Source organism: Halomonas huangheensis (assembly GCF_001431725.1).
GTDB classification, from domain to species: Bacteria; Pseudomonadota; Gammaproteobacteria; order Pseudomonadales; family Halomonadaceae; genus Halomonas; species Halomonas huangheensis.
Window position 1 is genome coordinate 2,845,593 of record NZ_CP013106.1, and the last position, 21,751, is coordinate 2,867,343.

Consider the following 21,751-nt stretch of genomic DNA (forward strand, 5'->3'; position numbering starts at 1 on the left):
CCCTGTAATTACGGGTGCCACACAGCAGCGGCGCCCCTCCACAACCGGAATGCTACGCAGGTTATCGAATACGATGGTGGCGCCGACTCGACAGCACATCAGCAGCCTCCCTGGTGATCACACCAGCATCACCGACCTGCAATACTCGACAGAAGCCTATACTTCAGGTGTACAAAATGCCGCTGCAGAAATACCGTTCACGCATCATCGGCGTGTTCAACGAAGATCAACGCTGGCAAGTGCGTCGAGGAAGACATCCAGCACACGGTGTGGACGCCGATCACGGCGGGTGATGGCGACAAAGGGTGTCGAATACCAACCGCTCTCCTCGCAGAGCGGTCGCAACCGCCCTTCCGCCACCCAGGCACGTGCCTGATGGTCCGGGAGGTAGCCGACATAAGCACCGGTAAGAATCAAGAATGCAGCACCTTCACGATCCGAAGCGGATGCACTGCTCTTGAGCCAGGAATGTTGCTCGCGTCCTGCCTCCGACAATGGGTAGGACGGCACCACTGCATCCCAGTGCGCCAATTGCTCGAGGCTCGGCTCCTGCGTGGCGGAGAACAGAGGATGCTCACATCCACAATAGAGCCGCGAGATCTCCTCATACAGATCGCGGGTTTCGACACTGGCCGGCAGGTTAACAGCCGGTACCACGCCAACATGCAGTCGCCCGTCGACCACGGCTCGCGCGATCTCTCCCGGTGGCTCCATCATCATGTTGATGCGGACATCGGGCCCCTGCTGCTTGAGATCTGCCAGGGCGTGGGTGATGCGCATCTCCGGAGAACTTACCAGGGTGTCGGTAATGCCGATATTCAACTCACCGCGCAAGCTGTGGTGCAGCGCATTGACCTCGCTGCGGAAGGCTTCCAGTCCCGCCAGTAAACGCCGCGCGCCTTCCAGCACCTCACGGCCTTCCTCGGTCAGGGCGAAACCACCGCGCCCACGGCGACACAGCTTCAATCCCAGTCGCTTCTCCAGATCGCCCATATGCAGACTGATGGCCGAACGGCTGATCCCCAGTTCCCCTTCAGCGGCCGAGAAGCCACCGCATTCAGCAACCGCCTTGAAGACTCGCAGCAGACGAATATCGAAGTCGGTGACCGGACTCTGGTGGGGGCGCGACGGTTTCATGAGCGCTTGCAACCACAGACGGTACAGGCAGGGTCTTTCGGCACCCGGAAGTGGCGCCATTCGCCAGCCAGGCCATCGAAGGTCGACAGGCCCTGATGCGGCCGACCAGCGCCACTGAGCAGCTTGAGCGCTTCCAGCGCCTGAAAGCTGCCGATGACCCCGACCAGCGGTGCAATCACGCCACTCTCGGCACAGGACAATGCCTCATCGCCCTGATCGTCAGGGGGATACAGACACGCATAGCAGGGGCTCTCCGCGTCGCGTGAATCAAAGACGGCCAACTGACCGCCAAAGCGGATGGCAGCACCGGACACCAATGGCACTCGTGCCGACACGCAGGCCTGATTGATCGCATAGCGGCTGGAGAAGCGATCGGTACAATCCAGCACTACGTCTGCCTGGCTGACAACAGCGCGCAGCTCCTCGGCCTGTAGACGATGATCGATGGCGGTAACTCGGCAGCCGGGATTGAGAGCCCGGGCGGACGCTGATGCAGAATCGGCCTTGTTGATACCCAGGTCCGCCTCGGCATGGGCAATTTGACGCTGGAGGTTGGAGATCTCCACCAGGTCATCATCGGCGATGGTCAAGCGCCCCACTCCGGCAGCCGCCAGGTACAACGCCACCGGAGAGCCGAGCCCGCCGGCACCGATCACCAACGCATGAGCATCCAGCAGGCGCTGCTGGCCCTCGATATCCACTTCATTGAGCATGATCTGCCGGCTGTAGCGCAGCAGATCCCGATCGACCATGGTCAAGATGTCCTCGCCTCACTCATTACTTGTCGTCAAACTCATCGATATCCGGGACATGGAGGGTGAAGTCTTCCTTGACCTCCTCCATCACCACATAACTTTTCGATTCCTTCACCCCCGGGAGCGTCAGCACCACATCACCCAATAGCTGGCGATAGGCCGACATTTCGGGAATGCGACACTTGAGGATGTAATCGAATTGGCCGGATACGAGGTGACACTCCTGAATCTGGGGCAACTTCGAAACGGCACGGCGAAACTCATCAAACACAGCCGGGGACTGCGTTTCGAGACTGATCTCGACAAACACCAACAGATTGGCCTTGAGCATGCGCGGGTTGAGTACCGCCTTGTAACCCCGAATGACGCCTGCCCTTTCGAGACGCTTGACGCGCTCGAGGCAGGGGGTGGTCGACAATCCCACCTGAGCCGCCAGGTCAACGTACGAAACCCTGGCATTATCCTGCAGGCAGCGCAGAATCTTGAGATCAATACGATCGAGAGAACGATTGCGGTTTTTCATTGTAATCCTGAGTCCCATCTGGAGCGCTGATACAAGTCGCGAGAGTCATTGCCGAATGCTGAGGGAGTTGTCAGCAGCAGTAATTTCTCGCGTGAATCCGTTTTTATCACATTATTTTAATGTTGAATCTGTAGCATACCGTATGAACCTCTACCAGCGTCAGGCTTCAACGTTTCTCGCTTCCGTACAACCGACGCTGACCCGGTCATTGCCTCCGAGATCGCTGATACTGATCACCTGGTAATACCCGTGCTCATTCAGAATCCCGCGCACAACCTCAGCCTGGCCGTAGCCATGCTCGATCATTAGCCAACCTCCCTCGCGCAGGTGCGACCGGGCATCTCGAACGATATGACGGATATCGCTCAATCCTTGATCCGCGGCGACCAGTGCACTTCTCGGCTCGTGGCGGACATCGCCCCGCACCAGATGAGGATCCTCGGCATCGATATAGGGAGGGTTGGAGACGATCAAATCAAAGCGTTGGCCGTCCACAGCGGCAAACCAGTCGCTGACAAGAAACCGAGCCTCGAGGTTATGTCGCACGGCATTGCGCTTCGCCAACGCAATCGCCTCCGCGGAAACATCCACTCCGGTAACCCGCCACTGCGGCCGCTCACAGGCAAATGCCAGCGCAATGGCACCAGTGCCGGTGCCCAGATCCAGCAGCTCACCCGACTCGGCTTGCGTGCTGGTCAGTGCCGCCTCGACCAGGGTTTCGGTATCAGGGCGAGGAATCAAGGTGCAGGGCGAGGTTTCCAGCGCCAGCCCCCAGAACTCACGCTCCCCGGTCAGGTAAGCGACTGGCTTTCCCTGACAACGCGCGGCCACCAGCGCCTCGAAACGCGCCCGCTGCCACGTCTCCCAGAGTCGATCACCCCAGGTGTAGAGCCAGGCGCGATCGACCTGCAGCACATGCATGGCGAGAACTTCGGCATCGAGACGCGGCGTAGGAGAACCCGCCTCCTGCAGGCGTGAGGCCGTTCGCGCCACCAGCATGTCGATACGCATCAGGAATCCTGCTGCAGAGCCGCGAGTTGTTCGGCTTGAAACTCATGAATCAATGGCTCGATGACCTCATCAAGACCATCGCCGGTAATCACTTCGGAGAGCTTGTAGAGTGTCAGGTTTATACGGTGATCGGTAACTCGCCCCTGAGGGAAATTGTAAGTGCGGATACGCTCACTGCGGTCGCCCGAGCCCACCAGCGAGCGGCGGGCATCGGCCTGCTCCTGTTGGCGGCTATCCAACGCGGCCTGCTTGAGACGCGCGGCCAACAGCGACATGGCCTTGGCACGATTCTTGTGCTGACTACGCTCTTCCTGGCACTCCACCACCACGCCGGTCGGCAGGTGAGTGATCCGAATCGCCGAGTCAGTGGTGTTGACGTGCTGCCCGCCGGCACCACTGGAACGGTAGGTATCCACGCGCAGGTCTGCCGGATTGATATCGACATCAGAGACCTCATCGGCCTCAGGCATGATCGCCACCGTACAGGCCGACGTGTGAATGCGCCCCTGGGATTCAGTGGCCGGCACCCGTTGTACCCGATGCGCGCCGGACTCGAACTTCAAGCGTGCATAGACACCATCGCCCTTGACCCTTGAAATCACTTCCTTGTAACCACCCTGCTCACCATGGCTGGCACTGACAATCTCGACCTTCCAGCCTTGGTTCTCGGCATAGCGTGAATACATGCGAAACAGGTCACCGGCGAACAGCGCCGCCTCATCACCACCGGTGCCGGCACGAACCTCGAGAAAGACACTGCGGCCATCGTCGGGATCTCGTGGCACCAGCAAGCGCTTGAGTTCAACATCCAGTTCCTCAAGCCGTGCCATACCCTCATCACGTTCGAGTTGCGCCAACTCTCGCATTTCTGCATCTGAGTCGTCGGCCATCTGCTCGGCAGTGGCGACATCCTCCTCGACCCGCCGATATTCGCGCCAGGTTTCGACCAGCGACTCAAGCTCGGCGTACTCGCGTGAGTAGTCACGGAAGCGCGGCTGATCGGAGATGACATCGGGCTCCGACAGCAGTGCAGAGAGTTCTTCGAAACGTTCGACAAAAGTATCGAGACGCTGACGCAGGGAAGCTTTCATCGACAATTCCTTGAAATGAGTTCCTTGGAGCCAATTACTTAAAACCGGGAAAGGCACGAAATGCGGCACAGTGATGCCCGAACGGGCCAGATCATGCGGAGTCGTGATGCAGCAAGCCGTGGTTCATGGAGGAGCGCACGAGGGAAAAACATGGATCAGCGCAACAACATGGTTCAGGCGAGAGCTCACAGGAGATGACGGACGCTAATGACCCTGCTCGGCGTCGCTGAGCAACAGCTCCGATGCGGCTTCGAGCAGTTCCTGGCGCTCCTCGGCGGCGGCGCTACGCAGAGCCAGTGTAGGTTGGTGCAGTAGGCGGTTGGTCAACTGATGCGCCAGGCGACGCACGACCTTCTCGGCATCCTCACCGCGAGCGAGTCGCTCCAGTGCCTGCTGTTGGGCTTCGTCGCGCAGGCGCTCACCATGGGAGCGTACGTCACGAATGACCTCTCCAGCGCTGCGAATGCGGCGTTCATGGTGCCAATGGTTGACGCCGTGTTCGATCAGCGCTTCTGCCTGATCCGCAGCCACCTGGCGATGACGGCGATTCTCCTCGATGACCTCCTGGAGGTCATCGACGGTATAGAGGAAGATATCGCTGAGATCACCAACCTCAGGCTCGATATCGCGCGGTACCGCAATATCGACCATGAAGACAGGGCGATGGCGGCGGCGCTTCAAGGCGCGTTCAACCATGCCCTTGCCGAGGATCGGCAAGGGGGCAGCAGTGGAGGAAATCACGATGTCCGCGCCCTCCAGGGCTTCGGGAATCTCGTCCAGACTAATCGCCACTCCTCCCAGAGACCCCGCCAGATGACTGGCTCGCTCGCGTGTGCGGTTGGCTACGCTCAACTTGCGCACCCCGGCTTCATGCAGGTGACGTGCTACCAGCTCGATGGTCTCGCCAGCGCCAATCAGCAGTGCTGACGCACGGGATAGATCATCGAAGATACGACTGGCAAGACTGACCGCAGCGTAGGCGACAGACACCGGGTTCTCACCGATGCCCGTCTCGGTACGGACCTGCTTGGCGACGGCAAAGGTATGCTGAAAGAGTCGCTCGAGCTCTCCCCCCAGGCCTTGCGCTTCACGCGCCACCTGATAGGCATCCTTGAGCTGACCGAGAATCTGCGGCTCACCGAGCACCATGGAGTCGAGCCCCACAGCAACCCGCATCAAATGGCGTGCCGCGTCACCATCGACATAATGGTAGGCACAGCGGGTCAGCTCTTCGGTGGGCAACGCATGGAAGCGACTCAACCAATCCAGTACGTCCTGTTCGCCATCCGCTTCAGTGATGCAATACAGTTCGGTACGATTGCACGTCGACAGCACCGCCGCTTCCCGCACCCGTGGCAACGCACGCAGCTCCGTCAGCGCTGTTGTCAGCTGCGACGGACCGAAAGCCACTCTTTCACGGACTTCGATGGCGGCGGTGCGATGGTTGATGCCTAGGGCGAGCAGGGTCATGCGTTTGAGGTCTTCACTTGATGGTGTCCGGGCGGCGCCCGTATCCGTATCGTATACCTATCCGTATACCTCTATATTAAGGTATCCAGTACATATACATTAGGGTATCCAGTACATGCCGCACCGCAAGGGCACACATTCTAACATAGCGACACTGGTTCCGACTCCCCCCGGGAGTTGTGCTTTGCCAACCCTCTCCAAGTCGTTATCCTGATACTTCCTACTGATATGGTGATTCGGGTATGCCCTGCGCTGTGTGCAATCGAAAGCAGACAAGACCGTTGATCTGCAAGCCACTGGTAACAATGACACTTTCAGCCTTTCTGGCTGGCTGCCAAGGCTTCAACATCGCACCGTCCAGCGCGGAAATCCGGGACCCCATGGTCAACGCTCCGCCGATCACCCGTGGACTGGATGCCAGCGGTCTATCCACGCTACTGATTGCCGAATTTGCAGGCCTGCGCGGTGACTATCGCCGCGCCAGCGAAGGCTATCTGGAAGCCGCCAACCGCTATCAATCTCCAGCCCTGGTCGAGCGAGCCACGCTGGCTGCCCGTTTCGCTGATGACCCGTTGCTGGTCGAGGAAACGGCCCGCCGCTGGCAATCGATTTCGCCCGAAGCCCTGCCTGCCGCAGAAATTCTCAGTACGCTGGCCAGCAGCCGTGGTGACTGGCAGGAAGCCCTGCGCCAGGCACTGATTCTCAGCGAGAACAGCGAAGACAGCGACATCACTCGCTTCGTCGACGCAGCTCTGTCCGGCGGTGCCAACCCCGAGCGACTCGCTGAACCACTTCGCGACGAATTGTCACAGCCCCAGCTCAATGACCACTTTCGCAGGGACCTGACTCTAGCACTGGCGCTGACCGAAACCGCTGAAGGCAATCTGGAGCAGGCTCAACAGCACCTGAACTCGCTGGGCAGCGAAGCCGATCAGATGCCGCAACGCTGGCTGGTTACGACACGCGTGGCGCTGGACAGTGAGCGTCCGAGCGAGGCTCGCCGGGCCGCCCGTCGAGGTCTCGCACTGTCACCGGACGACCCACGCTTCCTGTTGCTGATGACTCGTGCCGATATTCTGCTCGGCAACATGACATCTGCGCGCAGTAATGCCGATGCACTGATTGAGTTGCGCCGCGAAGTGCCGCTGCTGAGAGTCGGGATCGCCCAGCTGTTTCTCGAACAAGGCTATCCTGATGAAGCCTCTCGACTGCTGACGCCCGTCGTCGGCGAATCCGACACCCCCCCGGTGGTCTACCTGGTCCTCGGTAACATCGCCGCGGACCAGGGCGACGTCGATAACGCCTTGCTTTATTACCGCCAGGTCCCGGAAGGCCCGGACTTTCTGTTGTCACGACATAACGCCGCCCAGGCATTGGTCGACGCTGGACGGCTGATGGACGCACGTGCGTTCCTGCGCGTAGAACGCCTGCACTATGATGCCGCCTACAGCGACCTGGTCATCATCGAAAGCCAGCTACTCGATGCCGCCGGAAAGCTGGCCGAAACCGACGCACTCCTCAATCGCGAACTGGAGCGTGTTCCGGATGATGCCGAACTTCGCTACTTCCGTGCCATGCGCGCCTGGGAAAACGGCGACACCGACACCTCGGAAAGTGATCTACGCACACTGATCGAGCAGCAGCCAGACAACGCCAATGCTCTCAATGCCCTCGGCTATACCCTGGCTGACAACGGCAACCCCAATGATCTGGACGAGGCAGAAAGCCTGATCCAGCGCGCCTACGAACTTCAGCCCAACAACCCCGCCATTCAGGACAGCCTGGGCTGGGTGGCCTTCCAGCGCGGCGACCTGCAGACCGCACTACGCTGGATAGAGCAAGCCTGGGCACAACTCCCCGACCAGGAAGTCGCAGCCCATTTGATCGAAATATTGTGGGACCTCGATCAACATGAGCGAGCCCTTCAGTTGCTTGAAGAAGCGCAACAGCGGTTTGCCGAGCGCCCCCTGGTTGACGCACTGATTCAGCGTCGTCCGGAGATTGCTCGCTAAGCGAGTCCGGTCCGAGCTACCTTTTATTGACCAGACGACGTTCGATACACACCGACGTTCAATACATACCGACTTTCTATACACGTAAGGATAGCGTGATGACCTCCACCCTTAGACTCTCCATCGGTGCCCTCTGCCTGGCTGTGCTGGCGGGTTGCGCTACGCCGGGTACCACAACCACCTCACAGAGTACCGAGCGCAGCACCGGCCAATGGCAGGAGCAGCTCAATGAGGTCGAGGAATTCTCCTCCTGGAGCCTGATCGGCAAGGTGGGCCTACGCACCCCTGAAGACTCGACCAGCGCCAACCTCGACTGGCGTCAAACCCCCTACCAGTACCGCTTACTGGTCACCGGCCCGATGGGCGCCGGGCGCAGTACCCTGGAAGGCCGTGCGGGTCGTGTATCGCTGACCACCAGTGAAGGTCGTTTCGAAGCGGATAGCCCCGAGGCCTTGATGGAGCAGGAACTCGGCTGGTCGTTACCGGTATCCAGCCTCTCGGATTGGGTACGTGGCCTACCGGCGGAAGGCGAGCCTCATGAATCCAGCGAAGACAGCCTCGGCTTCCCTGCCACCCTGTCCCAGGCGGGATGGGAGATCGAATATCGCAGCTGGCAAAACGTCGATGGCGTCTGGCTACCCCAAAAACTGGTCATGAACTACGACGACCTGCGTGCAACCCTGGTTGTCAATCAATGGCAGGCTCTGAATGACGAGCAATAGAGTCACTGTAAAGGCAGAACGTTTAAAGAAAGAACCTTTAAAGAAAGAACCTTTAAAGGCAAAAGCAGCCGCGTCAGCGGACACGACAGCAGTGGACACAGCTGCAGACACAACGACACAAAGTGCCGGGCTGACCTTGCCGGCACCTGCCAAGCTCAATCGCATGCTGCACATCGTCGGTCGTCGCGCCGACGGTTACCACGAGCTGCAGACCTTGTTCCAGTTTCTCGATCATGGCGACACCCTGCAACTGACATCACGCGATGATGGTCATATTCAATTCTGCGGTGAGCTGGGCGACCTGGCCGCCGAAGACAACCTCATCGTGCGCGCCGCACGACTACTACAGGAACATACCGGCACGACGGCAGGAGCAAACCTGTCCTTGACCAAACGTCTGCCGATGGGTGGCGGTCTGGGCGGAGGAAGCAGCGATGCCGCGACTACCCTAGCCGGCCTGAACCAACTCTGGTCGCTCGACCTCGACGAGGACCAATTGGCCGGGCTGGGCTTGAGCCTGGGAGCGGATGTTCCGGTGTTTGTACGTGGCCACTCGGCCTGGGCGGAGGGTATAGGTGAAAGGCTGACTCGCGTCGAACTGGACACCCCCTGGTTCGTGGTGGTTCATCCGGGAATTGGGGTTTCTACTCCCGGGGTATTCCAGGCCCCTGAATTGACACGCGACACCCCTCCGATTACCATAGCGCGCGCAATCGAGGGAGGTACGTCGAGTTGGCGTAATGACTGCGAGCCCACTGTCAGGCAGCTCTATCCTGAAGTGGCGCAGGCACTTGATTGGTTGAATGCCCGGGCACCGTCCATGCTGACGGGGACCGGCGCTTGTGTTTTTGCTCGTGTCACGAGCCAGACACAAGCGCTGCAATTGCAGGCAGAGCTCGAGTGTGAGCATCCTGAATGGCATGCCTTCAGCGCTCGAGGTCTCAACCGCTCCCCTCTGTTGAATGCTCTGCACACCTGACGTGCAGACTTGCTGGGGTATAGCCAAGCGGTAAGGCAGCGGTTTTTGGTATCGCCATGCGGAGGTTCAAATCCTCCTACCCCAGCCAACTTTCCTGTGAGTCATGGCTCCGATTCCATGGCCCATCATGAAGAATGAAGACCCAACACAGCAAAGGTGGCTGCGCGTGTCAAAATTGATGGTTTTCGCCGGGAATGCCAACCCCGAACTCGCCCGTAAGGTCGCCGAGGGTCTGGACAGCCGACTGGGTAACGCAACAGTAGGTCAGTTCAGCGACGGTGAAGTTGCGGTCGAGATCAACGAGAACGTGCGCGGCAAGGATGTATTCATTCTGCAGTCCACCTGCGCACCGACCAATGACAACCTGATGGAACTGATCCTGATGGTTGACGCCCTTCGCCGGGCCTCGGCAACTCGTATCACCGCAGTAGTTCCCTACTTCGGCTATGCTCGCCAGGATCGCCGAGTGCGTTCGGCTCGTGTACCGATCTCGGCCAAGATCGTAGCCGATATGATGGTCAAGGCCGGTGTTGACCGTGTCATGACCATGGATCTACACGCCGACCAGATTCAGGGCTTCTTCGATGTGCCAGTGGACAACGTCTACGGCTCGCCGATCCTGCTGGATGATATCGAGCGCCAGAACTACGACGATCTGGTCGTGGTTTCTCCAGATGTCGGCGGTGTAGTCCGTGCACGCGCAATCGCCAAGCAGCTCAATGCTGATCTCGCTATCATCGACAAGCGTCGCCCGCAGGCCAACCAGGCCCAGGTGATGCACATCATCGGTGAAATCGAGAATCGCACTTGTGTGGTGGTGGACGACATGATCGACACCGCAGGCACACTGTGCAAGGCCGGCGAAGCACTCAAGGAGCACGGTGCTCGCCGCGTGGTGGCGTACGCCACTCACCCGATCCTGTCTGGCCCCGCGGTGGATAATATCGCCGCCTCGGTGCTCGACGAAGTCGTTGTCACTGATACCATTCCGCTGTCCGATACCGCACGCCGCAGCGGCCGTATCCGTCAGCTGAGCGTGGCAGGACTGATTGCAGAGGCGATTCGTCGCGTCAGCAATGAAGAATCCGTCAGCGCGATGTTCCACTAGGTTCAGAAAAACCACCTGGTTTCAGAAAAACCACCTGGTTTCAGAAAAACCACCTGGTTTCAGAAGAGCCACCAGGTTTCATCAGGACAGGGGGCACACAAGAGCCCCCTCCTCTCGAAACCAGGGAACAACGCGCCGGAAGGGAACGCCTGGCGTTTCCGCAACGCGCTCCGATCATCCAGCGGAGCAAATGGAACCATCGCAGTCTGGTCGCGGGCTACGGTGGCTTCCTTACTTTTGATCAAGAGGCAATTACATGTCCGATTACACACTTACAGCCAGCGTTCGTAACGACCTGGGGAAAGGTGCGAGCCGCCGCCTGCGTCGTGCGAACGAGCAGGTGCCTGCCATCATCTATGGTGGTACGCAGGCACCTCAGCCGATCTCTGTCGACAAGACTTCCTTCTACAAGGCACTGGAAGATGAAGCATTCTTCTCCTCTGTCATCACTCTGAAGGTTGACGGCAAGCCGCTTCAGGTTGTTGTTCGTGATCTGCAGCGCCACCCGTTCAAGCCGCTGGTCACTCACGCCGACTTCCTGCGCGTCGATGCGACTCACGAGATCACCATGCGCGTACCGCTGCATGTGGTTGGCCAGGACGAGTCCAAGGCCATCAAAGAGGAAGACGGAGAGCTGCACCAGCTGGCGACTGAAGTCGAAATCAGCTGCCTGCCGAAGGACCTGCCCGACTACCTCGAAGTCAGCATTGCTGACCTTGAGCTCGGCGCAACGCTGCACCTGTCTGACATCCAGGTTCCGGCTGGAGTCACTGTTGTCGAGCTGACTCATGGTGAAGACCATGACCAGGCTATCGCCAACGTGACCAAGGCCAAGGTACTCAAGACCGAGGAAGAAGAAGCCGAGGAAGCAGCACCTGCTGCTGACACCTCTGCCGAATCTGCCGAGGATGAAGGCAAGGAAGGCGACAAGGAGTAATCCTTAGCGACTTCCAGGGGTCACCATGTCTCACGGGCTATGGTGGCCCTTTTCGTTTGATGACGAGTTCTTTGTCCAGCATCTCTTGGATGTTGAGCAAAGCACTTGCTCCAGCCAGTAATGACTGGATGTGACACGGAGATATGACATGGCAAGGATCAAGGCGCTGATCGGCCTCGCCAATCCCGGCGCAGAATACGAGGCAACTCGTCACAATGCTGGCGCCTGGTTGATTGAGGAAGTTGCCCGTCAAGCCAGCACCAGCCTGCGCCTGGAAAAGAAATTCCTCGGCCTGTATGCCAAGGTCATCGTCGATGGTCAGGATCTCCACCTGCTGATGCCGACCACCTTCATGAACCGCTCGGGCGGCGCCGTGGCGGCACTGGCCAACTTCTTCAAGCTGGCCCCCGACGAGATACTGGTCGCCCATGACGAGCTGGACTTACCACCAGGCTGTGCACGCTACAAGCAAGGCGGTGGTCACGGCGGACACAATGGCCTACGCGATATCATCAGTGCACTGGGTAACGACAAGTCCTTTCATCGAGTGCGCATCGGTATCGGCCATCCCGGCAACGCCAGCATGGTGACCAACTATGTACTGGGCCGGCCCGGCAAGAGTGAACGCGAGGCAATCGACGCCAGTATCGAAGAGTGCATGGCCACCCTGCCGCTGGCACTGGGCGGTGACTGGGCGAAGGCCATGAATCGTCTGCACAGCTTTTCTCACGGCTAGCTTTTTCACGGACCAGTTTCTCACGGACCAGCTTTCCCACGACCGGTTTTTTCGTGGCCAGCCCCGCCCGTGACGGCTGCCTTCGTGAATACAGGCAATGAGAACAGTTTTTCTGCGCCGAGGCATCACAACCGATACACTACCCGCACTCAAACGACTCGCACCCATCGCTGGGCGTAGCCCAAGAAACACTTCATCATCAGGACATATCCATGGGATTCAACTGCGGCATCGTCGGTCTGCCCAATGTCGGTAAGTCGACTCTGTTCAACGCCCTGACCAAATCCGGCATCGATGCGGAAAACTTCCCTTTCTGCACTATCGAGCCCAACGTCGGCATCGTGCCGATGCCCGATCCCCGCCAGGACAAGCTGGCCGAGATCGTCAAGCCCGAGCGCGTGGTTCCAACCACCATGGAGTTCGTCGATATCGCAGGCCTGGTGGCCGGCGCATCGAAGGGTGAAGGTCTTGGCAACCAGTTCCTCGCCAATATCCGCGAGACTCAGGCTATCGCCCATGTGGTGCGCTGCTTCGACAACGACAATGTGATCCACGTCGCCAACCAGGTCGACCCAAGCGCCGATATCGAGACCATCAACCTCGAACTGGCACTGGCCGACCTGGACACCGTGGAGCGCTCAATCCAGCGTCTGGCCCGCGTCGTCAAGGGTGGAGACAAGGATGCCATCGCCACCAAGGCGGTTCTCGACCGTATTCAGCCGCACCTCGCCGAAGGCCAGCCGCTGCGTAGCTTCGACCTCAGCGATGATGAGTTGAAACAGGTCAAGAGCTTCGGCTTCCTGACGCTCAAGCCGACCATGTACATCGCCAACGTCAACGAGGATGGGTTCGAGAATAATCCTTATCTCGACATTGTCCGCGAGATCGCCGAGTCCGAAGGCGCCGTCGTGGTGCCGGTGTGCAACCAACTGGAAGCCGAGATCGCCGAACTCGACGACGACGAGCGCTCCATGTTCCTCAGCGAGATGGGCATGGAAGAGCCTGGCCTGGATCGCGTGATCCGTGCGGGTTACTCACTGCTCGGCCTGCAGACCTACTTCACTGCCGGGGTCAAGGAAGTCCGCGCCTGGACGGTCAAGACCGGAGCCACTGCGCCGGAAGGTGCCGGTGTCATCCACACCGACTTCCAGAAGGGCTTCATCCGCGCTGAAGTCATTGCCTATGACGACTTCGTCAGTCTCGGTGGCGAACAAGGTGCCAAGGATGCCGGCAAATGGCGTCTGGAAGGCAAGGACTACATCCTCAAGGATGGCGACGTGGTGCACTTCCGCTTCAATGTATAAGCGTTTCAATGTCTAAGCGTTTCAATGTCTAAGCGTTTGTTGTCTCGGCGTTGCGAGTTTCAAGCGCCGTAACGTCGGAACGCTGCACTCGTTTCGATGCAAATACCCCCTTGAAGGCAATAGCCTCAAGGGGGTATTTATTTGCTGTGAGCGTATACAGCAATGAAGCAGCGCCACAAAACAGCGCCACAAAACAGCGCCACAAAACAGCGCCACAAAACAGCGCCACAGATAGAATGAATCAGTAAATACCGAGCAATGTGCTACGGACAGCGTGTCACGGAGATTACATGAGCCTGCCTTTCTTTATCGCCGGATGGTCTTTTGTGGATGAGGTCAAGGAGCTGGCCGAACCGGCTCCAGGACCGCTGACACCGGGTTGCTGGTATCACTTTCAGCGTGATGCCGAGGATGCTGAAGCACGCTTGCTGGCGGCAGGCATTCCTCTGTCGGCCATCCAGGGAGTGCTGGCCGAGGATACGCGGCCACGTTTCGAGTTGCTCGACAACGATAACTTCCTGCTCAACCTGCGTGGCGTCAATCTCAATGAAGGCGAGAAGCCGGATGACATGCTCAGCATCCGCATCCTGTTCTACAACGGCGTACTGATCTCGACGCGACGCTTTCCCTCCAGAGCCATCGCCGATATCCGTCATGATTTGAGCGAGGGCAAGGGACCGAGCGGACTGGCGGATGTGCTGGTGGCCATCATCGACAAGCTTCACCAACGCATCGAGGATTTTGTGGAGCCTGCCGAAACCATCATCGCCGAGCAGGAGGATGAGCACAGCGCCGAGAAAAGCGAGCTGATGCCGCTCAACAAGCGCCTGATCAAGCTACGACGCTTCCTCAAGCCCCAATGCTTCGCTCTGGATGAGATGCTGGACGCCTTACCCATGTTACTGGCAGACAAGCGCCTGGCGCTGGCCAATGCCCGCGATACCGCCGTGCGTATCAACGAGTCGGTGAGCTTCTATCTCGAGCACATCGCCATCATCGGTCAGTATCAGGCACACTGGCACTCCGAGCGAGTCAATCGCAACACTTACCTGCTGTCGATCATGTCCGGAATATTTCTGCCGATCAGCTTTCTCACCGGCCTGCTCGGCGTCAATATCGCCGGAATGCCCGGTATAGAGAGCCCTATCGCCTTTACCCTCTTCTGTATCAGTCTGGTGACACTGGTGGTCATTGAGGTCGCATTATTCAAGCGCTGGAGGTTTATCTAGGGGCACGCTGAACAGCTGACTACACAGGCGAATCACAGCGTCGTGAAGCATCACCGCATACCAGCCGCGACACTGAATGCCGTCATGGTCGCCGGCCTTACCTTGCGTCAATGAATGGCCCCCCTGCACCGAGCAGATAGCCAGTGACAACAACCTGGCCGAGGAAACAGGACGCGCGACATGTGTACTGATCAGTGCACAGAAATCCCCCCTGCCGTTTTGACGGCGTCAGTCGGCCTTCTTTTGTACTTTAGCCGACCTGATTCCGTACTTTAGTCTACGTAGTAGCGGACTATTACCCACTTTTCTGCACAACCTCTAGAGTGGAATCACAACAAGCATACCGAAAGTATTCAGGATTCATTTCGATAAATCGTTGCTGATTTATCCAGGCAAGTCTTGCCTGAAAAAAGGTAACTCCCTGTAACCCATGGTCAGGAGAAATACCCACCGGGGACAAGGATTGCCACCACCCAGCAGGTTAGAAGTGGAGAAATGGAATGCCATCACCTCAGCAGTCTCGTAACGTTATTGTCACAGGCGCAGCTCGTGGCATCGGCAAGGGTATTGCACTGCGTCTCGCCGAAGATGGCCACAATGTCGTGGTCAATGATATCAACGCCAACAGTAGTGCTCTGGATGGTGTTGCCGCCGCCATTCGCGACATGGGACGACAGAGCATCGCCGTAGCCGCCGATGTCACCAGCGAAAACGAGGTCAAGAAGCTGGTTCATCAGAGTGTGGATGAGCTCGGCTGCCTGGATGTGATGGTGGCCAACGCCGGTATTGCGCATGTCGAATCACTGCTCAACGTCTCGCTGGAAGACTGGGACCGAGTCATGGATGTCAATCTGCGCGGCGTTTTCCTCTGTTATCGAGAAGCCGCCAGGCAGATGATCGATCAAGGCAATGGAGGAAAGATCATTGGTGCTGCCTCCATCGTTGCCTACCGCCCCTTCGCTCTACTTGGCCCCTATTCGGCATCCAAATGGGCGGTACGTGGCTTGACTCAGGCAGCCGCCATGGAATGGGCCAAACACGGTATTACCGTTAACGCCTATTGCCCAGGCATTGTCGGCACGGATATGTGGGAATTGATCGACGAAAAACTGGCGGCAGAAGAAGGCTGGCAGAAAGGCGAAGCTCTGAAGACCTACTCAGGCTCCATTGCCCTGGGCCGCGTTTCGGTACCCGAGGATGTTGCCAGCTACGTCTCTTACCTTGCATCATCCGACTCGGACTATATGACTGGCCAATCGGTAATGATCGACGGTGGCATTCAGTTCTCTTGAGCGCATCCTGAGTGCAATACGTACACCTCGTCACGGCGTCTCCGAACAGGGTGTGCGTATTGTCCATCAATGGCATTCAATGAAAATCGCGTGACCTGACATGCATTCTCTGCCACAGATCGCTGATATCGGTCAGGCGTCCAGCGATCACATGCATCACCTGCCCTTCTCGCTCCAGGGTCCCGGTCACCTGAAGAATACTTGAGCCCAGCAGGGCTCGACGCTGGGCCTGGGCGGTATCCCGCCAGACCACGACATTGATGGAGCCGGCCTCATCTTCCAGAGTCACGAAGGTCACACCGGACGAGGTACCAGGCCGTTGGCGTCCAGTCACTAATCCAGCAACCCGCACCAGTTGGCCATGCGGGATGACCTTGAGCGCCTCAGCACTCACGCAGCCCTTGAGCAGCCCATGGTCGGCATACTGTTCACGCAGCAGGGCCAGAGGGTGACGCCCGAGGCTCAAGCCGACGTGCTGATAGTCCTCTTCCAGATTCTGTTGTTCATCGGCAGCCGACAACTGCACTACCGAGGACTCACGCACTCTTGCATCTCCCAGCTCCAGTAACGGATCCGGATCGAGAAGCTCCCAGCGTGCCTGACGACGGTGTCCGCCAAGTTCATTGAGCGCCCCGCTGGCCGCCAACGCTTCCCACTCTCTGGCCCCCAGCGCGACAAGACGGCGCGCCTCATCGATAGAGCGGAAGCCCGTCGCCGGGCGTGCCTGCATCAGGCGCTCCACAGCCTCTCGAGACAGTCCCTTGACCAGCCGGAACCCGAGACGCATCACACGGTCACCTTCCAACCCCGAGTCCCAGTCACTGGTATTGATATCCACCGGCCGTACTTCAACCCCATGGCGCTGTGCATCCTGTACCAACTGCGAAGGCGAATAGAAGCCCATCGGCTGGCTATTGAGCAGGCCACAACAGAAGGCGGCGGGATGATAATGCTTGAGCCAGGCGGACACATACACCAGTAGAGCGAAACTGGCGGCATGTGATTCAGGGAAACCGTACTGGCCGAAGCCCTCGATCTGGCGACAGATCCGCTCGGCAAAATCGTCATCATAGCCCCGCTCCTGCATACCCACCCTGAGCTTGTGCTGATATTCAGCAATGGTCCCGCTACGCCGCCAGGCGGCCATGGCACGACGCAACTGATCGGCTTCGCCCGCCGAAAAGCCCGCCGCCACCATGGCCAACTTGATCACCTGCTCCTGAAAGATCGGTATACCCAGCGTACGCTCCAGCACTTCCCGCACCTCCTGCCTTGGGTAGCTCACCTCCTCCAGTCCATCGCGACGTCGCAGATAGGGGTGCACCATATCGCCCTGTATGGGTCCCGGACGCACGATCGCCACTTCGACCACCAGGTCGTAGTATTTACGCGGTCGGAGTCGAGGCAACATACTCATCTGCGCCCGCGACTCGACCTGGAAGACACCCACGGTGTCGGCATTCGACAGCATCTCGTAGACCGCCGGATCATCGCCCTCGATCTCCTGCATCGGGAAAGGTCGACCGCGCCGTTCCCCGAGCATGTCCAACGTACGCCGGATGGCAGTGAGCATGCCGAGTGCCAGCACGTCGACCTTGAGTAAGCCGAGCGCCTCGAGGTCATCCTTGTTCCACTGGATCAGGCTGCGATCCGGCATCGCCGCGTTCTCGACCGGCACCAACTCGTAAAGTGGTCCCGCCGAGATCACAAAACCGCCGACATGCTGCGATAGGTGGCGAGGGAAGCCGAGTATTTCCTCGATCAACTCCACCAACAGCACAAAGCGTGGTGAGGGGTTGTCGCCACCAAGTTCTCGCAGCTCCTGCAGCCAACGACGTTGACCAGCACGGCGATCCAGCTGACTGGAAAGCCAGCTCAGATAGAGGGGGTCCAGCCCCAGCGCCTTACCCACATCGCGCAGGGCACTCCGCGTCCGATAACTGATCACGGTGGCCGCCAGACCGGCCCGCTCACGACCATAGCGCTGGTAGATATACTGAATGACCTCCTCACGTCGCTCGTGCTCGAAGTCCACATCGATATCCGGTGGCTCACCACGTTCCTCGGAAATGAAGCGCTCGAACAGCAGCGTTGCCTGACGGGGATCGACCTCGGTAATCCCCAGGCAGTAACAGACCACAGAATTGGCCGCCGAGCCGCGACCCTGACAGAGAATGCCGCGGCTGCGAGCGAAGCTGACAATATCCTCAATGGTCAGGAAAAAGTGCTCATAGTCCATGCGCCCGATCAGGCGCAATTCGTGCTCGATCTGGGCACTTGTATCGCTGGGTGTTCCTTCAGGGAAACGCTCCTTCTCTCCCTGCCGGACCTTGAGTGCCAGATACTCGGCAGCACTCACCTCCGACGGCACCAACTCGGCAGGATACTCATAGCGCAGCTCTCCGAGGTCGAAACAGCAGCGCTCAGCAATACCCACTGTCTCGGCCATCATCTCAGCACCGTAGAGCTGCTCCAGCTTACGCAGTGAGCGTAGATGGCGCTCGGCATTGCCCTCCAGCCGGAAACCGGCTCGCTGCACCGTCACGCCATGGCGTATGGCGGTGATCACGTCCTGCATGCGCTGACGAGACGGATGGTGCATCAATACCGCGTTACCACAGACCAACGGCATCGTCAGCCGCTCGGCCATATCCCGCTGCCAACGACTGCGCTCGGCATCTGCTGGCCCCAGCAAACGCTCATACAGCCACCAGCAGCGCCCGGTATAGCGCTCCAGCAGCCAGCTGGCCCGCTGCTCGGCCACGTCAGGATCATCACCGGGACGATACAGCAGCAGACAATCCTCCAGCCCCTGCAGATCCGCCCAATCGAGCCGATAGCTGCCCTTCGGAGCGCGTCGCCGCCCCAGGGTGATCAACGCGCACAGCCGCGCATATCCTTGACGGCTTTGTGCCAGCACCACCAGACGCTCATCAGCGAAACGAAACTCCGCGCCGACCAGCAGCTTGAGCCCCTGAACGCGAGCTTCCTGCCAGGCTCGCACCACGCCAGCGACCGAACACTCGTCGGTAATCGCCAGCGCTTGATAACCCAGTTCACTGGCACGTATCACCAACTCCTCGGGATGCGATGCACCGCGCAGAAAGCTGAAATTGCTCAGGCAATGGAGCTCTGCATATGCGGCTTCAGCCGAACCAGCCATGTACAAACCACTCTCCCTGCGCGTCGCGAAACACCCAGCCACAGCGCCCATCCGGCCAGCGCCCGACGTAATAGTCTCGACGGACCGGCGCCAGATCCCACCAGCCTCCCGCGACCCGCTCTGGCCCCTCGACCAGGGCGATGGTGGTGGCAATCTGTGCGGGCTCCACCGGCTGTGGTGTTTCCAGTAACCAACCAGGGCGAGTTGCCGGTAGTTCCACTATCTCAGGCCAGCGCCCTGTCGCCGGCAGCCGCTGCCAACTACATTCCGGACGATAATCCTCGCGGCATACCAAACGACTCACAGCCCCATCTCCCAGGCGTGAAACCAGGCGACTCAGCAACTGACCGGGGGTATCTCGAGGCGCCGGCGCACTGAACAGATCCTCACCGCCACGCTCCAGTTCCTTCAGTTCACTGACTATCAGCCTCAGGCTGATCACTGGCTGGGACAACTGCAGCCCTTCCAGACGCAGACGACAGAGTTCGAGCCAGGCATCGGCTTGTTGCTCACCGACAGCATGACCGATATCCAGCTGTTGTTGCCCCTGCGGGTGTCCGAGACATAACTCCAGCTTCAGTGCTCGTCGGCAACGTGCATGCAGAAATCCCTCCAGCTCCACCAGCAGTCGACGCAGTGGAAAGATCAGCGCCGGTGCTCGCTCGATCTCGTGGGACAATGTGATAGCACGACAGAACACCTCCGGTGGCACGAAGTACTCCGGCGGATCGGCCTGCTGGCCACTGATGCGCGCCAATTGATCACCCAGTTCCTTCCCCAGACGATGGACTATTTCCGTCTGCGGCAAGGCCTGCAACTGCCCAAGCGTCGCAAGTCCCAACCCCTTGAGACGCGACTGCTGACGTGCCTCCAGATCAAGCCGCGACAGCGGCACCTGCGTCAGGCGCTGCAGATGTGGGCCCTCATCTTCCGCCCAGAATCCACCATCCAATGCCAATAGCCGAGCAGCCCGGGGCGTATGCCCAGTGGCCGTGACGCAGGTCAGGCCGAGCTTCTCGAGCTGGTGTCGCAATAATGTCCGCAGCCCCTCGAGACCACGGAAGTAGCGCAACATGCTGCCGACTTCGAGCAAGACACCATCCGGGGGTCGCAAGCTGACACGGGCGCTGAAGCGTCCACTCCATAATCCCAGCCCTTCCAGCTGCGCTTGATGCCGAGCAGGACACGCCTGCAACATTCGCAACCTGGGGACCAGGCTCAGGGCGCTGGCCATGGCCATGCCTGGCACCACGCCATCGGCCTGTGCCAGAGCATTGACCTGCACCACCTGCGCCGCGCGCTCATCAAGCAGAGCCGCCGGCCGCTCTGCCGCATCGCTCTGCGATTCCAGCGCCAACAAGGGAAAATGTAGATAGAGCCACAGTCCTTTCATCGCCGTCTCTCCACCAGGCGCAGTTCAGGTTGGCCCTCAGCCCCTGCTTGCCGAATCTCTCGATCAGCAACTCGAGCCGCCCCAACAGGGGGCAGCCACGGTCGTTGTCCCAGAGAGACACGCAAACGCGGCAAGGCCCAGCCTCCCTTACGCTTGAACGGGGTTACACCCAGTGCCTCACCATTCGCCTCGGGTTCAAGCAATAGTCGCCAGGGCGCTGGAGAACTGTGCTGACGAAAGCGTCCGGGTCGTATGACCACGCCCCAGTTACCGCCCTCACTGACAGCCAGTTGCAGACGACGCAGCGCCGTGGGATTAGCCACCGGCACCCAGCCCAGTACGACTCTACAACAGCCGCTCCTCAACGCCTGCTCCATCGCCCAGAGCCGCTCCTTCACGTTGCGAGTACGCACGATCATCAGTCCCTCCAGGGACACTCCCAGGTGTTGAAGTGCCGGAGCATACGGTAGGCAAGGCGGGTCAACCCACACCAACCATCCCGAGTGCTCCCTATCAGCCAACAGTGACAACATGAGCTGCAATTCACCGATCCCCGGCTGATCATGCAGCAGTTCAACCAACTCCGCGCGCGGCCAGCCACCATGCAGGGCGCTATCGAGTGTCGAATCGCCAGTGGACAACACCTCCGAGTCGGATGAGCGAAGTGCACGAGGACCACGCCAGACATCGCCTCGATTGATCAGATGATCCAGCCCCATATCGTCCTCCTCAGCGCTGCTCGTACACTCTGCCTGTAATTACTGTTCATATATACAGTATTGTGAGAGATATTTCATTACCCGGCAAGAGCTCCGCTTCTCCATCGTAGAGACTCGACAACTCTCGTTCAGCACTGGGGCCAGAGCCTTTTCGATCCGCTGTCGCTTGA

At 59.2% G+C, this 21,751-nt stretch carries 18 protein-coding genes and 1 tRNA gene; 10 read left to right on the forward strand and 9 right to left on the reverse strand.

All coding sequences use genetic code 11. From position 1 onward, the window contains the following. Positions 1-216: 216 nt before the first annotated feature. The 6 genes from AR456_RS12385 to hemA all read right to left on the reverse strand — a co-directional run bounded on the left by AR456_RS12385 (position 217) and on the right by hemA (position 5,987). Entirely contained in the window at positions 217-1,137 is a 921-nt protein-coding gene (locus AR456_RS12385; RefSeq protein ID WP_021817058.1) for a LysR family transcriptional regulator, read from the reverse strand. Next, entirely contained in the window at positions 1,134-1,889 is a 756-nt protein-coding gene (locus tag AR456_RS12390; protein ID WP_021817057.1) for a HesA/MoeB/ThiF family protein, read from the reverse strand. The genes AR456_RS12385 and AR456_RS12390 overlap by 4 nt, the downstream gene beginning before the upstream one ends. 25 nt (positions 1,890-1,914) lie before the next feature. Then, positions 1,915-2,415: an Lrp/AsnC ligand binding domain-containing protein gene (locus AR456_RS12395; protein ID WP_021817056.1), complete on the reverse strand. Its 501-nt coding sequence runs from the start codon at positions 2,413-2,415 to the stop codon at positions 1,915-1,917. 159 nt (positions 2,416-2,574) lie between these two features. Beyond that, positions 2,575-3,426 (reverse strand): peptide chain release factor N(5)-glutamine methyltransferase, encoded by an 852-nt coding sequence (prmC, locus tag AR456_RS12400; protein ID WP_021817055.1) that lies wholly within the window; start codon positions 3,424-3,426, stop codon positions 2,575-2,577. Further along, entirely contained in the window at positions 3,426-4,517 is a 1,092-nt protein-coding gene (gene prfA / locus AR456_RS12405) for a peptide chain release factor 1 (RefSeq protein ID WP_021817054.1), read from the reverse strand. The genes prmC and prfA overlap by 1 nt, the downstream gene beginning before the upstream one ends. A 204-nt stretch (positions 4,518-4,721) precedes the next feature. After that, entirely contained in the window at positions 4,722-5,987 is a 1,266-nt protein-coding gene (gene hemA, locus AR456_RS12410) for a glutamyl-tRNA reductase (protein ID WP_021817053.1), read from the reverse strand. A 305-nt stretch (positions 5,988-6,292) separates the two neighbouring features. Here hemA and AR456_RS12415 point away from each other — a divergent pair, with 305 nt between their 5' ends. The 10 genes from AR456_RS12415 to AR456_RS12460 all read left to right on the forward strand — a co-directional run bounded on the left by AR456_RS12415 (position 6,293) and on the right by AR456_RS12460 (position 16,306). Further along, positions 6,293-7,999, forward strand: a complete 1,707-nt coding sequence (locus AR456_RS12415) for a tetratricopeptide repeat protein (RefSeq protein ID WP_021817052.1) — start codon at positions 6,293-6,295, stop codon at positions 7,997-7,999. A gap of 98 nt (positions 8,000-8,097) precedes the next feature. Further along, entirely contained in the window at positions 8,098-8,721 is a 624-nt protein-coding gene (gene lolB / locus AR456_RS12420; RefSeq protein WP_021817051.1) for a lipoprotein insertase outer membrane protein LolB, read from the forward strand. Between the two features lie 91 nt (positions 8,722-8,812). Continuing rightward, positions 8,813-9,700 (forward strand): 4-(cytidine 5'-diphospho)-2-C-methyl-D-erythritol kinase, encoded by an 888-nt coding sequence (gene ispE / locus AR456_RS12425; protein WP_021817050.1) that lies wholly within the window; start codon positions 8,813-8,815, stop codon positions 9,698-9,700. 13 nt (positions 9,701-9,713) lie between these two features. Then, positions 9,714-9,788, forward strand: a tRNA-Gln gene (locus AR456_RS12430). 78 nt (positions 9,789-9,866) lie between these two features. Next, entirely contained in the window at positions 9,867-10,808 is a 942-nt protein-coding gene (locus tag AR456_RS12435; RefSeq protein WP_031206835.1) for a ribose-phosphate pyrophosphokinase, read from the forward strand. 256 nt (positions 10,809-11,064) lie between these two features. Beyond that, positions 11,065-11,745 carry a 50S ribosomal protein L25/general stress protein Ctc gene (locus AR456_RS12440; protein ID WP_021817048.1) on the forward strand — a complete coding sequence of 227 codons (681 nt, stop codon included), beginning with the start codon at positions 11,065-11,067 and terminating at the stop codon, positions 11,743-11,745. 148 nt (positions 11,746-11,893) lie between these two features. Next, positions 11,894-12,481: an aminoacyl-tRNA hydrolase gene (pth, locus tag AR456_RS12445; protein WP_021817047.1), complete on the forward strand. Its 588-nt coding sequence runs from the start codon at positions 11,894-11,896 to the stop codon at positions 12,479-12,481. Positions 12,482-12,693: 212 nt separating this feature from the next. Further along, positions 12,694-13,785 carry a redox-regulated ATPase YchF gene (gene ychF / locus AR456_RS12450; RefSeq protein ID WP_021817046.1) on the forward strand — a complete coding sequence of 364 codons (1,092 nt, stop codon included), beginning with the start codon at positions 12,694-12,696 and terminating at the stop codon, positions 13,783-13,785. 290 nt (positions 13,786-14,075) lie between these two features. After that, positions 14,076-15,014 (forward strand): CorA family divalent cation transporter, encoded by a 939-nt coding sequence (locus AR456_RS12455; RefSeq protein ID WP_021817045.1) that lies wholly within the window; start codon positions 14,076-14,078, stop codon positions 15,012-15,014. Positions 15,015-15,514: 500 nt separating this feature from the next. Beyond that, positions 15,515-16,306, forward strand: a complete 792-nt coding sequence (locus tag AR456_RS12460; RefSeq protein WP_021817044.1) for an acetoin reductase — start codon at positions 15,515-15,517, stop codon at positions 16,304-16,306. Between the two features lie 76 nt (positions 16,307-16,382). Here AR456_RS12460 and AR456_RS12465 read toward each other — a convergent pair whose 3' ends face one another. Genes AR456_RS12465 through imuA form a run of 3 tightly spaced genes read right to left on the reverse strand, consistent with a single transcriptional unit; the run spans position 16,383 to position 21,581 of the window. Next, positions 16,383-19,469 (reverse strand): error-prone DNA polymerase, encoded by a 3,087-nt coding sequence (locus AR456_RS12465; protein ID WP_021817043.1) that lies wholly within the window; start codon positions 19,467-19,469, stop codon positions 16,383-16,385. Continuing rightward, positions 19,453-20,862, reverse strand: coding sequence for a Y-family DNA polymerase (locus AR456_RS21620; RefSeq protein ID WP_021817042.1), 1,410 nt, complete (start codon positions 20,860-20,862; stop codon positions 19,453-19,455). The genes AR456_RS12465 and AR456_RS21620 overlap by 17 nt, the downstream gene beginning before the upstream one ends. Continuing rightward, complete coding sequence (imuA, locus tag AR456_RS12475) at positions 20,859-21,581, reverse strand: translesion DNA synthesis-associated protein ImuA (RefSeq protein ID WP_021817041.1); 723 nt, start codon at positions 21,579-21,581, stop codon at positions 20,859-20,861. Before imuA ends, AR456_RS21620 begins: the two co-directional genes overlap by 4 nt. Positions 21,582-21,751 lie beyond the last annotated feature (170 nt).